Source organism: Cellulomonas sp. RIT-PI-Y (assembly GCF_025642745.1).
Lineage (GTDB): Bacteria > Actinomycetota > Actinomycetes > Actinomycetales > Cellulomonadaceae > Cellulomonas.
In genome coordinates, this window is sequence record NZ_JANZKP010000020.1 from 43,840 (window position 1) to 57,095 (window position 13,256).

Annotated in this window: 13 protein-coding genes and 1 riboswitch; of the genes, 6 read left to right on the plus strand and 7 right to left on the minus strand. The window is 71.9% G+C overall.

Annotation, left to right across the window (positions count from 1 at the left end; genetic code table 11):
• Positions 1–31: 31 nt before the first annotated feature.
• A complete protein-coding gene (locus OGL89_RS08500; protein WP_263119504.1) occupies positions 32–1,291 on the plus strand; it encodes an MFS transporter in 1,260 nt (419 codons plus the stop codon).
• A 107-nt stretch (positions 1,292–1,398) separates the two neighbouring features.
• Positions 1,399–2,634, plus strand: coding sequence for a hypothetical protein (locus tag OGL89_RS08505; protein ID WP_263119505.1), 1,236 nt, complete (start codon positions 1,399–1,401; stop codon positions 2,632–2,634).
• Positions 2,635–2,646: 12 nt separating this feature from the next.
• On the opposite strand, the gene OGL89_RS08510 is transcribed toward OGL89_RS08505, so the two are convergent.
• Positions 2,647–3,450 carry an exodeoxyribonuclease III gene (locus OGL89_RS08510; RefSeq protein ID WP_263119506.1) on the minus strand — a complete coding sequence of 268 codons (804 nt, stop codon included), beginning with the start codon at positions 3,448–3,450 and terminating at the stop codon, positions 2,647–2,649.
• A gap of 97 nt (positions 3,451–3,547) precedes the next feature.
• Between OGL89_RS08510 and OGL89_RS08515 the strand changes: the two genes are divergently transcribed.
• On the plus strand, positions 3,548–4,699 hold the full coding sequence (locus OGL89_RS08515; RefSeq protein WP_263119507.1) for an aminotransferase class I/II-fold pyridoxal phosphate-dependent enzyme: 1,152 nt from the start codon (positions 3,548–3,550) through the stop codon (positions 4,697–4,699).
• Positions 4,700–5,207: 508 nt separating this feature from the next.
• Here the strand turns inward: OGL89_RS08515 and OGL89_RS08520 are convergent.
• The 3 genes from OGL89_RS08520 to OGL89_RS08530 form a co-directional block, all read right to left on the minus strand.
• Positions 5,208–6,086: a bifunctional methylenetetrahydrofolate dehydrogenase/methenyltetrahydrofolate cyclohydrolase gene (locus OGL89_RS08520; RefSeq protein ID WP_263119508.1), complete on the minus strand. Its 879-nt coding sequence runs from the start codon at positions 6,084–6,086 to the stop codon at positions 5,208–5,210.
• A 1-nt stretch (position 6,087) separates the two neighbouring features.
• A complete protein-coding gene (glyA, locus tag OGL89_RS08525) occupies positions 6,088–7,377 on the minus strand; it encodes a serine hydroxymethyltransferase (protein WP_263119509.1) in 1,290 nt (429 codons plus the stop codon).
• A 65-nt stretch (positions 7,378–7,442) separates the two neighbouring features.
• Positions 7,443–7,529: riboswitch (ZMP/ZTP riboswitch) on the minus strand.
• A 16-nt stretch (positions 7,530–7,545) separates the two neighbouring features.
• Positions 7,546–8,055 carry a GNAT family N-acetyltransferase gene (locus OGL89_RS08530; RefSeq protein WP_263119510.1) on the minus strand — a complete coding sequence of 170 codons (510 nt, stop codon included), beginning with the start codon at positions 8,053–8,055 and terminating at the stop codon, positions 7,546–7,548.
• A gap of 99 nt (positions 8,056–8,154) precedes the next feature.
• On the opposite strand from OGL89_RS08530, the gene purU reads away from it, so the two are divergent.
• Positions 8,155–9,024, plus strand: coding sequence for a formyltetrahydrofolate deformylase (gene purU, locus OGL89_RS08535; RefSeq protein WP_263119511.1), 870 nt, complete (start codon positions 8,155–8,157; stop codon positions 9,022–9,024).
• A gap of 4 nt (positions 9,025–9,028) precedes the next feature.
• On the opposite strand, the gene OGL89_RS08540 is transcribed toward purU, so the two are convergent.
• Both OGL89_RS08540 and OGL89_RS08545 read right to left on the minus strand, forming a co-directional pair.
• The gene (locus tag OGL89_RS08540; RefSeq protein ID WP_263119512.1) at positions 9,029–9,805 is read right to left on the minus strand and encodes an ATP-binding cassette domain-containing protein; all 777 of its coding nucleotides are present in this window, start codon (positions 9,803–9,805) and stop codon (positions 9,029–9,031) included.
• A gap of 26 nt (positions 9,806–9,831) precedes the next feature.
• Positions 9,832–10,950, minus strand: coding sequence for an ROK family transcriptional regulator (locus OGL89_RS08545; protein WP_263119513.1), 1,119 nt, complete (start codon positions 10,948–10,950; stop codon positions 9,832–9,834).
• Between the two features lie 182 nt (positions 10,951–11,132).
• Between OGL89_RS08545 and OGL89_RS08550 the strand changes: the two genes are divergently transcribed.
• Together OGL89_RS08550 and OGL89_RS08555 are read left to right on the plus strand one after the other, a co-directional pair.
• Positions 11,133–11,327, plus strand: a complete 195-nt coding sequence (locus OGL89_RS08550; RefSeq protein ID WP_263119514.1) for a CopG family transcriptional regulator — start codon at positions 11,133–11,135, stop codon at positions 11,325–11,327.
• A complete protein-coding gene (locus OGL89_RS08555; protein WP_263119515.1) occupies positions 11,324–11,701 on the plus strand; it encodes a type II toxin-antitoxin system death-on-curing family toxin in 378 nt (125 codons plus the stop codon). Before OGL89_RS08550 ends, OGL89_RS08555 begins: the two co-directional genes overlap by 4 nt.
• Positions 11,702–11,755: 54 nt before the next feature.
• On the opposite strand, the gene OGL89_RS08560 is transcribed toward OGL89_RS08555, so the two are convergent.
• On the minus strand, positions 11,756–12,973 hold the full coding sequence (locus OGL89_RS08560; RefSeq protein ID WP_263119516.1) for an NADP-dependent isocitrate dehydrogenase: 1,218 nt from the start codon (positions 12,971–12,973) through the stop codon (positions 11,756–11,758).
• Positions 12,974–13,256: the final 283 nt, after the last annotated feature.

Genomic DNA, 13,256 nt, shown 5'->3' on the forward strand with positions numbered 1-13,256 from the left:
TTTTCCCAATCACTCGCGGGACCCTCGTGCCATGACCGCTCCCCGCCGTTCGTTGATCCACCATGCCGACTTCCGCCGGTTGTGGGTGGGCGACGCGCTCGGGCAGCTCGGCGCGCAGCTCACCGGACTCGCGCTCCCGATCCTGGCGGTGCGGCACCTGGCGGCGACCGAGGCGCAGATGGGGCTGCTCACCGCTGCCGAGACCGCCGCGTTCCTGGTGATCGGCCTGCCGGTCGGCGCCTGGGTGGACCGGATGCGCAAACGCCGGGTGCTGATCCTGGCCGATCTGGTGCGCGCGGCCACCTTGGCGGTGGTCGTCGTGCTGGCGCTCACCGGACACGGGTCGATGCCGTTGCTCTACGTCGGGGCCCTGGTGATCAGTGCAGCGTCGGTGTTCTTCGACGTGTCGCACCAGTCGTACGTGCCCGGACTGGTCGGGCTGGACCACATCGGTGAGGGCAACGCCAAGCTGCAGGCCACCCAGTCGGTCGCGATGGTGGTCGGCCCGGCCCTCGGCGGCGTGCTGCTCCGGCTGGTCAGCGCACCGGTGGTGATCGCAGTCAACGCGGTGACGTACCTGCTGTCCGCCGTCGCGGTCGGACGGATCCGCGCCCGGGAGGAACTGCCGCCCGCGCACACCCGGCGGCCGTTGCGGACGGAGATCGCCGAGGGGCTGTCCTTCGTGGTCCGGCAGCCGTTGCTGCGCCGGATCGTGGCCTGCACCGGGATCGCCAATCTGTTCTCGGCGGTGTCGAGCGCGGTGGTGGTGATCTTCGCGCTCCGGGAACTCGGGCTCGACGAGGCCGCCTACGGCACCGTGCTGTCCGCGGGCGCGGTGGGCGGTCTGCTCGGCGCGGCGGTCTCCGACCGACTGGCCCGCTGGGTGGGCGAGGGCCGGATCATCCCGCTGTCCGCGGTGGCCTTCGTCCCCGGCACCGCGCTGACCCCGCTGGCGGCGACGCTGCCGGTGCCGCCGCAGCTGACCTTGATCGTCGGCGGGTTCTTCCTCTCGTTCTCGGTGGTGGTCTACAACGTGGCGCAGGTCAGCTTTCGGCAGCGACTGTGCCCGCCCACCCTGCTCGGCCGGATGAACGCGTCGGTGCGGTTCATCGTCTGGGGCGCGATGCCGCTCGGCGGACTGGTCGGCGGCTGGCTCGGGCACGTGTACGGCGCGCTGCCCACGCTCTGGGTGGCGGCGGCCGGCGCTGCGCTGTCCACGCTCCCCGTGCTGTTCTCCCCGCTGGTCCGGATGCGCGAACTGCCCGGTCCCGCACAGCCGGTGGAGGTCTGACCGCCGCACGGGGATCGGCTCGCGGTCACCCGACCACGCGCCGACCCGGTCGAGCTCCACGGGCGACATGTCGCCTACGGGCGCTGTGACCAGGCATGATGAGGGTCATGCTCCGCGTGTTGCTCGCCGCTGTCATCGGCATGTTCGCCACCTCCGTGGTCCTCACGGTGACCGAGATCGACGACGGGCACTGGGTCTGGCTGCCGGTCACCGGCACGGCGATGACCCTGCTGCTGATCGTGGTCAGCGTGGTGAAGGTGTTCGCCGGCAGCAGCGCCGCCCGCGTGCCGGACATCGAGGCCGCCGACCGGGACGGGCGGGTGTTCCTGGCCAAGATCCTGGACGTCCGCGCCACCGGCAGCTCGATCAACGACAACCCGGTGTGCGAGATCCGGCTGCTGGCCCAGCCGCGCACCCGCGCTGCGTACCAGACCAGCACCCGCACCCTGGTGAACCTCGGCCGCCTGGCCGGCCTGCAGCGCGGCGCGATCGTCGTGGTGGCCCAGCCGGACGCCGATCGCCCCGAGCTGACCCTGCTGGAGCAGCCGCCCGCGCACTGGCAGCGCCTGGCCGACACCGACAGCCGCCTGCAGGCGATGGACGCGGCACCGGAGTGGACCATGCCGCCCGCCCGTGGCCGCAACCGGGACGGGCTGCTCCGGATACCCGCGATCGTGCTGGTCCTGGCGTTCGTGGTCGGTGCCGGCATCCGGATCTGGCCGGTGCGGGACGTCGCGCTCGCCGTGGTCCAGGGCCAGTCCGTCGAGGAGGCCACGGGTGGGGTCGACGGCACCACCACCACGCCGCCGACCGACCCGGCCGCCGACGACTCCCCGACGGTCGAGCCGATGCTGTTCCAGGCGGCCCAGACCCAGCAGGTGATCGACGATCTGGTCGCCGCCTCCGGGGTCACCCAGTTCACCGCGGTGCAGTTCATGCCGACCTACGCCACCGCCGACGGTCTGACCAGCCCGGACGCCGTGACCACGGACAGCTGGCTCTGGCGCGACGGCACCGCCCAGCACCAGGGCCCCGAGCTCATCCAGTCCGACGCGGCGGATCTCCCCGACGAGCTGTTCGACGTCACCACCGTGGACTGGTCGCTGATCGAGGGCCTGGTCGCCCAGCTCCCCGCCCTGACCGGCATCGACGACCCGGATCCGGTGGTCTACGTCCGGCGCGCGGTGTCCTCCCGGGTGACCACCCCGGTCGAGTTCTCGCTCAGCACGGACGACGACTACGACGACGCGTGGATCAGCGCGGACGCCACCGGGCAGATCGTCGAGATGGACGGCGGGGCGCCCGACTCGCCGGCCGCCCAGTGGGAGGCCGCGAACGGCTGACGGCCGGCGGGCTCAGACCGCGTAGTCCACCAGCACCGGCGAGTGATCGCTCCACCGCTCGTCGTAGGTCGGCGCCTTGTCGATCTCCACCGAGCGGACCTTCTCCGCCAGGCCCGGGGTGGCCAGCTGGTAGTCGATCCGCCAGCCCGCGTCGTTGTCGAAGGCCTGCCCGCGCCAGGTCCACCAGGTGTACGGGCCCGGGCCCTCGCCGCCGTGCTCCCGGCCCAGGTCGTGCCAGCCGAGCTCGTCGAACCAGCGGTCCAGGTAGACCCGCTCCTCGGGCAGGAAGCCGGCGTTCTTCCGGTTGGTGCGCCAGTTCTTCAGGTCGACCTCGCGGTGGGCGATGTTGAGGTCCCCGGCGACGACCACGTCCTGCCCGGAACCGGCCAGCTCGGCGAGCCGCTTGGTGACCACGTCCAGGAACGCGAACTTCTCGTCCATCTTGGGGGTGCCGGCCTGGCCGGAGTGGATGTACGCGGACACCACGGTGAGGCTGCCGCCGTCCGGCAGCTCCAGGTCCGCCTCCACCCAGCGGCCGGTGTCGACGGGCACCCCGGTGCCCAGCCCGATCCGGATCGCGCTCATCGGCAGCCGGGACGCGATCGCGACGCCGGCCCGGCCCTTGATCTCACAGGCCTCGTGCGCGAGGTCCCACTCCTCGGTCGACAGGAAGTCGCTGAGGATCTCGTCCGGAGCCCGGACCTCCTGCAGCAGCATGACGTCCGGGCGGCGCGCCGCCACCCAGTCGCCCATCCCCCGCTTGTACGCGGCCCGGATCCCGTTCACATTCGCAGTCGCTACCAACACGCTGTCCATCCAACCCCACGGCACCCACACGTCCCGCACCGGCCGGCGGTGCGACCGCTCACACCCCCGCTGGCACCGACCCCGCGCACGGTGATCTGATGCCGGGATGACCTTCACCGACGACGCCGACGCCCGCACCGCCGACCAGCTCCGCGCCGCCGGCAGTCTGAAGTGGTCCCAGTTCCCGGACCGGATCGGGGCGTTCGTGGCCGAGGCCGACTTCGGCACGGCACCGGCCGTGAGCGCCGCGCTGCACGCCGCGGTCGACGCCGGCCGGCTCGGCTACCAGTCGCCCGCCGACGTCGACCGGATGGCCCACGCCTTCGCCGGGTTCGCGGAGGCCCACCACGGCTGGACGGTGCCGGTGGACCGGGTCCGTCCGCTGCCCGACGTGTTCACCGCGTTCCGGGCCGCGATCGAGCAGTTCACCTCCCCCGGCGCCGCGGTGATCCTGCCGACCCCGGCGTACATGCCGTTCCTGACCCTGCCCGGGTCGCTCGGCCGACGGGTGATCGAGGTCCCGCTGGTCGAGGTCGACGGCCGGATGACGCACGACCTGGCTGGCATCGGCCGGGCATTGGACGACGGCGGGGAGCTGCTGCTGCTCTGCAACCCGCACAACCCCACCGGCCGGGTGCTGGACGCCGACGAGCTCTCCGGGATCGCCGCCGTGGTCGACGCGCACGGCGGCCGGGTGTTCGCCGACGAGATCCACGCCCCGTTGGTCTACCCCGGCCGTGCCCACCTGCCCTACGCCGCGCTCAGCCCAGTCACCGCGGGGCACGCGTTCACCGCGACCTCGGCGAGCAAGGCCTGGAACATCCCCGGGCTGAAGGCGGCGCAACTGGTCCTGAGCAACGACGCCGACGCCGAGCGCTGGGCGACGATCGGCGAGGAGTACGAGAAGGGCGCGTCCACCCTCGGGCTGATCGCCGCGGCCGCCGCCTACACCGACGGCCGGGACTGGCTCGCCGAGGCGGTGCACTACCTGGACGGCAACCGCCGGCTGTTCGCGGAGCTGGTCGCGGACCGGTTGCCCACCGTCGGTTTCACGCCCCCGGAGGGCACCTACCTCGGCTGGCTCGACCTGCGCGACGTCGGACTCGGCGACCGCCCCGCCCGCGCGATCCCCGGCGTCGCCCTCACCGACGGCCTGGCCTGCGGCGCGGCGGGCGCCGGCTTCGCCCGGGTCACGCTGGCGACCCCGCGCCCCGTCCTCCGCGCCATCGTCGACCACCTCGCCGCCACGATCGCCTGACTGTCCCCCCTCACCCCGGCCCCGCCCCCGGCCCCGGTCCTGGCCTGGCCTGGCCCGAGCGTTCCAGCGCGACCCGAGGTCGGCAGTACACCCCTCCAGGGCACCGGCAGACTGCCGAACTCGGGCACAACTGCCGAGTTCGGCCGCACGTCGCCCGATCCGGTGCAGTCGGCGGCCCGGCCCCGGCCCCGGCGTCCCAGCGCGGCCCGAGGTCGGCAATACACCCCTCCAGGGCACCGCCAGACTGCCGAACTCGGGCACAACTGCCGAGTTCGGCCACACCTGGCCCGGTCCGGCACCGCGCGTGGCCCGGTCCGATGCCCCGCGTGGCCCGGTCCGGCGCCGCACGTGGCCCGATCCGGTGCCGGCGAGTTCGGTACCCGCGCACCGACACCATGGGGCGGGGTGCCGCAATCGCGGCCGATGCACCGAAGCCGGCAGGGACGCCCCACCCCTGCACGCGACGACGCCCGCCCCCACACCGGGAGCGGGCGTCGTCGCGTGCGGTTCAGAGGGCGCGCTCGGCGGCCTCCACCACGTTGGCCAGCAGCATGGCGCGGGTCATCGGGCCCACGCCGCCGGGGTTGGGCGAGCGCCAGGCGGCGATCTCCGCGACCTCGGGATCGATGTCCCCGGCAATCCGGCTCATGCCGGTCTCCGGGTCGGTCACCCGGGACACCCCGACGTCGATCACCACGGCGCCCGGCTTCACCAGGTCCGCGGTGAGGATGCCGGGCACACCGGCGGCGGCGATGATCACGTCCGCGTGCCGGGTGTGCTCACCCAGGTCGGCGGTGCCGGTGTGGGTGAGCGTCACGGTGGCGTTCACCGCCCGGCGGGTCAGCAGCAGGCCGATCGAGCGACCGACGGTGGTCCCGCGGCCGATCACGACCACGTCTGCCCCCGCCAGGTCGACACCGTGCCGGGTCAGCAGCTCGATGATGCCGCGCGGCGTGCAGGGCAGCGGGGAGTCGATCTCCTCGTTGACCCGCAGCACCAGTCGGCCCAGGTTGGTCGGGTGCAGGCCGTCCGCGTCCTTGGCGGGGTCGACCAGCTCCAGTACCCGGTTGGTGTCGATCCCGCGCGGCAGCGGCAGCTGGACGATGAACCCGGTGCACTCCGGGTCCGCGTTCAGCCGGGCCACGGCCGCCTCGATCTCCTCCTGACCGGCGTCGGCGGGCAGGTCCTCCCGGATCGACGCGATGCCGACCTCGGCGCAGTCCCGGTGCTTGCCCGCGACGTAGGAGAGCGACCCGGGGTCCTCGCCGACCAGCAGCGTGCCGAGTCCGGGCCGGACGCCGCGCGCCGCCAGGGCGGTCACCCGCTGGGCGAGCTCGGCCTTGATGGCGGCCGCGGTCGCCTTGCCGTCGAGAATCCGTGCGGTCATCTCAGTACTGCTTCAGGCCGGGGTACAGCGGGAAGGAGTCCGCGAGCTTGGTCACCCTGGCCCGCAGCGCCTCGACGTCCGCCGACTGCCCCTGGGTCAGCGCGGTGGCGATCACGTCCGCGACCTCGGTGAACTCCGCGTCGCCGAACCCCCGGGTGGCCAGCGCCGGGGTGCCGATCCGCAGACCGGAGGTCACCCGCGGCGGACGCGGGTCGAACGGCACCGCGTTGCGGTTCACGGTGATGCCGACCGCGTGCAGCAGGTCCTCGGCCTGCTGGCCGTCCAGGTCCGAGTTCCGCAGGTCGACCAGCACCAGGTGCACGTCGGTGCCGCCGGTCAGCACGGAGACGCCCGCCTCGCGCACCGCGGGGGCGGTCAGCCGGTCGGCGATGATCCGCGCGCCGTCGATGGTGCGCTGCTGACGATCCCGGAAGTCCTCGGAGCCGGCGATCTTGAACGACACGGCCTTGGCGGCGATCACGTGCATCAACGGGCCGCCCTGCTGGCCGGGGAACACCGCGGAGTCGATCTTCTTGGCGTACTCCTCCTTGCTCAGGATGAAGCCCGAGCGCGGGCCGCCGATCGTCTTGTGCACGGTGGAGGACACCACGTCGGCGTAGGGCACCGGGGACGGGTGCAGCCCGGCGGCGACCAGACCGGCGAAGTGCGCCATGTCGACCCAGAGCTTGGCGCCGACCTCGTCCGCGATCTCCCGCATGGCGGCGAAGTCGAGGTGCCGGGGGTAGGCCGACCAGCCGCCGATGATCACCGACGGGCGGTGCTTGAGCGCGGCCTCGCGGATCGCCTCCGGCTCGATCAGGTGGGTGTCCGGGTTCACGCCGTACGCGGCGACGTCGTAGAGCTTGCCGGAGAAGTTGATCTTCATGCCGTGCGTCAGGTGTCCGCCGTGCGACAGCTCCAGGCCCAGGATCCGGTCGCCGGCGTTGGCGAGCGCGTGCAGCACCGCGGCGTTGGCGGTGGCGCCGGAGTGCGGCTGGACGTTGGCGTGCTCGGCGCCGAACAGCTCCTTGGCCCGGGTGATCGCCAGCGTCTCGGCGATGTCGACCTGCTCGCATCCGCCGTAGTACCGGCGACCGGGGTAGCCCTCGGCGTACTTGTTGGTCAGGACCGACCCCTGGGCCTGCAACACGGCGCGGGGGACGAAGTTCTCGCTGGCGATCATCTCCAGCGTGCTCTGCTGACGGGTCAGCTCACCGTCCAGGACGGCGGCGATCTCGGGGTCGACCTGGTCCAGGCCCTGGTCCAACAGCGGGGTGTGCTCGGCGCTCATGCGTCTCCTCGGCACTCAGCGGGCTCGGTCGCGGAAGACCGCAGCCTCAGGCGGCGTTGATCCGACCGACGGGCCCAGGCGTCCGACCCGAAGTCTCCAGCTGTGTCGCTCCCCGGTGGTGCCCCACCTGTGCGCCAGTTACGACGCGGACACCATAGCAACCCCGGGTCAGTGCGCGACCGGCTCGTCCGCGACGTCGGGGTCCCCCATGATCCGGCGCAGGTAGGCGTAGGTCAGGTCGCCGACGGTCTGGTCGTGCTCGTGGGTGTAGCCGTGCTTCTCGTACATGGCCAGGTTCTGCACGGAGTCACGTCCGGTGAACACCCAGACCTCCTCCACGTCCGCGGGCATGTGCGGCAGGATCGACAGCAGCAGCTGGGTCCCGATGCCGTGACCCTGCTGGTCCGGGGCGACCGCGAATCGGCCGAGGGTGGCCTTCTTGCCCTCGAACACCACCCGGATGGATCCGACCATCCGGTGACCGGCCCAGGCGCCCAGGGTGACGACACCGTCCGCGGCCAGGTCGGCACGCAGCTCGCTGAGGGTCTGGGTCAGCGGCGGGATGTGGGCGTCGTTGTACTGCTGGGCCTCCGTGACGAATGCGGCCCGGCGCAGCGTGAGCAGTTCGCCCGCCTCGGCGTCGTCGACGGGCCGGATGGTCAGCTCGGTCTCGCTCATGTCCCCATCGTCTCAGCCAGGCCCGGGTTCCGACCACCCGGAGGTCCTGAGTCTGGACACCCGGTTCCCTGTGAACCGGGCGCGGGTACTCTCGCCGTCGTGTCGACCTCGCCCGCCTCCGCCTCCGGCACCTCCTGGGTGCTCTCGCTGTCCTGCCCCGACCAGCCCGGCATCGTCGCCGCGGTCGCCGGTCTGCTGGCCGAGCACGGCGGGAACATCACCGAGTCGCAGCAGTTCGGCGACCCGCTGTCGGGGCTGTTCTTCATGCGGGTCGAGGTCGCGGCCGCCGCCTCCCGGGACGCGTTGTCCGCGGGGTTGGAACCGCTGGCGGACCGGTTCGGGATGACCTGGACCCTGGACGTCGCCGGCCGGCCGATGCGCACGCTGATCCTGGGGTCGACCGCGGCGCACTGCGTGAACGACCTGGCGTTCCGCCAGCGGTCGGAGAGCCTGCCGATCGACATCGTCGGCCTGGTGTCCAACCACACCGCGCTCGCCGATCTGGCCGCGTTCTACGGGATCGACTTCCACCACGTGCCGGTGAACCGGGAGACCAAGGCCGCCGCCGAGGCCCGGCTGCTGGAGCTGGTCGAGGAGCTGGACGTCGAGCTGGTCGTCCTGGCCCGCTACATGCAGATCCTGTCCGACGACCTGTGCCGCACCCTGTCCGGTCGGGTGATCAACATCCACCACTCGTTCCTGCCGTCGTTCAAGGGCGCCCGGCCGTACGCGCAGGCGCACGAGCGCGGCGTGAAGCTGATCGGAGCCACCGCGCACTACGTGACCGGAGACCTGGACGAGGGCCCGATCATCGAGCAGGACGTGGAGCGGGTGGACCACACCCGGGGCGTGAACGACCTGGTGGCGCTGGGTCAGGACGTCGAGCGACGGGCGCTGGCCCGGGCGGTGCGCTGGCACGCGGAGCACCGGGTGCTCCTCGACGGGCACCGCACCATCGTCTTCCGGTAGACCCCTAGAGCACGTGCGACGGCCGGATCGCCCGGCCGTCCGGGGTGATCCCGGTGATCGCGGCGATCAGGTCCTCGTAGGAGGCGTGCTCGGCGTCGAAGTCGCCGTTCACCCGGCCGAGCCGGAGCACCACGATCCGGTCGGCGACCGCCTGCACGTCGACCATCGAGTGGCTGATCATCACCACGCCGAGCCCGGCTTCGCGCAGCCGCTCGACCATGTTCAGCACCTCGGCGGTCTGGGAGATGCCGAGCGACGCCAGCGGCTCGTCCAGCACGACCACCTTGGGCTGCCCGACCAGCGCGCGCGCCACGGCCACCGCCTGCCGCTGCCCGCCGGACAGCGAGCTCAGCGGGGCACGCACCGAGGGCACCCGGGCGGCCAGCTGGTTCAGGACCTCCCAGGCGCGCTTCTCCATCAGCCGCTCGTCCAGCAGCCCGCCGCGACGCAGCTCCTGACCGAGGAACAGGTTCTGCACCACGTCCAGGTTCTCGGCCAGCGCCGGGACCTGGAACACCGCGGCGATCCCCCGCTCGCGCGCCTCGCGGGTGTTGGTCAGGGCGACCCGCTCCCCGCCGACCTCGATCCAGCCGGAGTGCGGCAGCAACGCGCCGGACATCACCCGGGCCAGGGTCGACTTGCCCGCGCCGATGTCGCCGACCACGGCGACCACCTCGTGCGGGTGGACGTCCAGGTCGACGTCCACCAGCGCCCGCACCGCGCCGTACCGGTAGGACACGCCGCGAACCGACAGGGCTGGTGTGCTCGTCCGTGAGGGCACCGGTCCTCCTCCACTGCTGTGGGTGGTCATCCTGCCACCACCAGGGACTCCGCCACGCCCGCATGGTCCATCGCCAGCGCGAGCGCGCCCCGCACCTCGGCCTCGGTGCCCAGTGCGGTCGCGACCACCTCGACCGGTCCGACCGTGCTGGGCAGGGTGCGTTGGACCAGGACCGAGCGGAAGGTGTCGAGCAGGATCGCCCCGGCCTCGGCCAGCCGTCCGCCGACCACCACGACCTCCGGGTCGAGCAGATTGCAGGTGTCGGCGGCGGCGACCGCGAGCAGGCGTCCGGCGTCGGAGATCACCCGCCGGCAGCCCGGGTCGCCGTCCTGCGCCCGGGCGATCACGTCCGGCAGCGTGAGGTGCCCGTGGCTCGCCTCCAGCATCCGCAGCAGGGCCGGGGCGCCGATCACCGCGTCCAGGCAGCCGCGATTGCCGCACCGGCAGATCGGGCCGTTCTCGTCCACCGTGATATGGCCGAACTCGCCCGCCGCGCCCGCCCGGCCGTGCACCAGCTGCCCGCTGACGATCAGCCCCGCGCCCACCCCGTGCGACACCTTCAGGTAGACCACGTGCCGTCGGCCGGCTGCGGCGCCCTGCCGGAGTTCGGCCAGCGCGCCCAGGTTCGCGTCGTTGTCCACGAACACCGGTGCGCCCAGCCGCCGCTCCAGCACCTCGGTGACCGAGACGCCGTCCCAGCCGCGCAGCACCCCGGCGGACACGATCCGCCCGGTGGCCGGGTCGACCGGTGCCGGGACACCGACCCCGATCGCGAGCAGTTCGGACAGCCCGGTGTCCAGGCTCTCCACCAGTTCGGCGATCAGCAGGGCCGCCCGCTCCAATCCGGCGTCCGCGCGGTGCTCCGGCGGCAACGGCATCCGCTGCTCGGCCAGGATCTGCTGCCCGGCGTCGGCGATCGCGACCCGCAACGACCGGGAGCCGAAGTGCACCCCGGCGACCAGACCGAGGTTCCGCGCCAGGGTCACCTGCTGGGCGCGACGGCCGCTGCGGATGCTGGAGGAGGTGTGCAGGACACCGGCGGAGGTGAGCTCCTTGACGATGTTCGACACGGTGGCGGGTGACAGCCCGGTGACACCGGCCAGCTCGACCTGCGTGAGGGAACCACGCTGCTGGACGGCACTCACGATCCGGGCGCGGTTGGCTTCACGGAGCGAAGACTGCGAACCCGGGGTCACCCTCTCAGTGCCCACCCCAGGAGGATAGCGCCGCCGCTGCGCGGGTCCGCACCAGCGCGCGATTGGGTTCAGGTCGTGACGTCAGCGCGGTTGGTACCATCGTGGTACCACCCACCGGAGGAAGGATCCTCATGGCCCGCACGCTGCGTCTGTCCGACGAGGCCGAACACGCCGTCACGAGCCTGGCCGCCGCCGAGAACATCTCGCAGAACGAACTCATCAGCCGCGCCGTCCTCGACTACGCCGCCAAGCGGACCTCCGTCCGCGACGCGCTGCTGGCCGAGATCGTCGCCGAGGACGCGGAGATCCTCGACCGCCTGGCATGAACACGGTCCACCTCGGCCCCGACGACCTGCTGGCTGCCGCGAAGGCGTTCCTGGGCGCCGATCCGGTGCTGCGCGATCCGGGGGCCCTGATCGCCGCCGCGGTCCAACCCGGCACCACCTGGGAGGGCGTCCCGCTGTACCCGACTCTGGACGACAAGGCCGCGGCCCTGCTCGTCAGCATCGTGGCCAATCATCCGCTGGTGGACGGCAACAAGCGCCTCGGCTGGGTGAGCACGCGGTTGTTCTACGCGCTCAACGGCCGGCGCTTGTCGATGCCGACCGACGAGGCGGTCGCCTTCGTGCTGTCGATCGCCGACGGCAGCCTGCGCGACGTGCCACAGGTCGCTCGACGACTCGCCGCCGCAGCGGCATGACGGAGGCCCACCCCGGACCGAGCCGGGATGGGCCTCCGATGACGGTCGGGCCGGTCAGCCCAGGCGCGCCGCCAGGTTCTCGTCCAGCGCCGCGAGGAAGTCCTCGGTGGTCAGCCACGCCTGGTCCGGGCCGACCAGGAGCGCGAGGTCCTTGGTCATCTTCCCGGACTCGACGGTCTTGACCACCACGTCCTCCAGGGTCTCCGCGAAGGTGATGACCTCGGGGGTGGAGTCCAGCTTGCCGCGGTGCTTGAGGCCACCGGTCCAGGCGAAGATCGACGCGATCGGGTTGGTCGAGGTCGGCTTGCCCTGCTGGTGCTGGCGGTAGTGCCGGGTCACCGTGCCGTGGGCGGCCTCGGCCTCGACGGTCTGCCCGTCCGGCGTCATCAGGACCGAGGTCATCAGGCCGAGCGAGCCGAAGCCCTGCGCGACGGTGTCGGACTGCACGTCGCCGTCGTAGTTCTTGCAGGCCCAGACGTAACCGCCCTCCCACTTCATCGCGGAGGCGACCATGTCGTCGATCAGCCGGTGCTCGTAGGTCAGGCCCTTGGCCGCGAACTCGGCGGCGAACTCCGCGTCGAACACCTCCTGGAAGATGTCCTTGAACGCGCCGTCGTAGGCCTTGAGGATGGTGTTCTTGGTGGACAGGTACACCGGGTAGTTCCGCTGCAGGCCGTAGGCGAAGGACGCCCGGGCGAAATCGCGGATCGACTCGTTGAAGTTGTACATGCCCATCGCGACGCCGCCGGCTTCGGGGTAGGTCACGACCTCCTGGTGGATCGGCTCGGAGCCGTCCGCCGGGGTGTAGGTGAGCGTCAGGGTGCCGGCGCCGGGGACCTTGAAGTTGGTCGCCTTGTACTGGTCGCCGTGGGCGTGCCGGCCGATGATGATCGGCTTGTTCCACCCCGGCACCAGGCGCGGGATGTTGCTGATGATGATCGGCTCGCGGAAGACCACGCCGCCGAGGATGTTGCGGATGGTGCCGTTCGGCGACACCCACATCTTCTTCAGGCCGAACTCCTCGACCCGGGCCTCGTCCGGCGTGATGGTGGCGCACTTGACGCCGACGCCGTGCTCCTTGATCGCGTGCGCCGCGTCGACCGTGACCTGGTCGTCGGTGGCGTCGCGGTTCTGGATCGACAGGTCGTAGTACCGCAGGTCGATGTCCAGATAGGGGTGGATCAGGCGGTCCTTGATGAACTGCCAGATGATCCGCGTCATCTCGTCGCCGTCGAGCTCGACGACCGGTCCCTGCACCTTGATCTTCGCCATGCGCGCCAGATTACTTGACGTCGAGATATCTCGGGTCGTCAGGCCGACTTCCAGGCGGCGCACAGGCTCTGCTGGCATGCTGAGTGGCCGAGTCGGTGCCAGGAGCACGACCCACCGCCGCGACGCAGCATCCGCGGCTCCATCGATCTGACGAACGACGGGATCACCATGTCGCAGGAGAAGCCCGGCACCCCGGGCGAGCCGGAGAACACCCCGCAGCAGCCGGAGACCACCCCGGACGCCCCACACCACTGGTGGAGCGACCCGGCATCATGCCCGGGTT

Excerpts from the sequence above, each read along its gene's own strand:
- OGL89_RS08530 (WP_263119510.1), bottom strand. The coding sequence starts at position 8,055 with ATGAGCGAGACCGAGCTGACCATCCGGCCCGTCGACGACGCCGAGGCG.
- OGL89_RS08550 (WP_263119514.1), top strand. The coding sequence starts at position 11,133 with ATGGCCCGCACGCTGCGTCTGTCCGACGAGGCCGAACACGCCGTCACG.
- OGL89_RS08560 (WP_263119516.1), bottom strand. The coding sequence starts at position 12,973 with ATGGCGAAGATCAAGGTGCAGGGACCGGTCGTCGAGCTCGACGGCGAC.
- OGL89_RS08520 (WP_263119508.1), bottom strand. The coding sequence starts at position 6,086 with ATGACCGCACGGATTCTCGACGGCAAGGCGACCGCGGCCGCCATCAAG.
- OGL89_RS08510 (WP_263119506.1), bottom strand. The coding sequence starts at position 3,450 with ATGGACAGCGTGTTGGTAGCGACTGCGAATGTGAACGGGATCCGGGCC.
- OGL89_RS08505 (WP_263119505.1), top strand. The coding sequence starts at position 1,399 with ATGCTCCGCGTGTTGCTCGCCGCTGTCATCGGCATGTTCGCCACCTCC.
- OGL89_RS08515 (WP_263119507.1), top strand. The coding sequence starts at position 3,548 with ATGACCTTCACCGACGACGCCGACGCCCGCACCGCCGACCAGCTCCGC.
- OGL89_RS08500 (WP_263119504.1), top strand. The coding sequence starts at position 32 with ATGACCGCTCCCCGCCGTTCGTTGATCCACCATGCCGACTTCCGCCGG.
- glyA (WP_263119509.1), bottom strand. The coding sequence starts at position 7,377 with ATGAGCGCCGAGCACACCCCGCTGTTGGACCAGGGCCTGGACCAGGTC.
- OGL89_RS08555 (WP_263119515.1), top strand. The coding sequence starts at position 11,324 with ATGAACACGGTCCACCTCGGCCCCGACGACCTGCTGGCTGCCGCGAAG.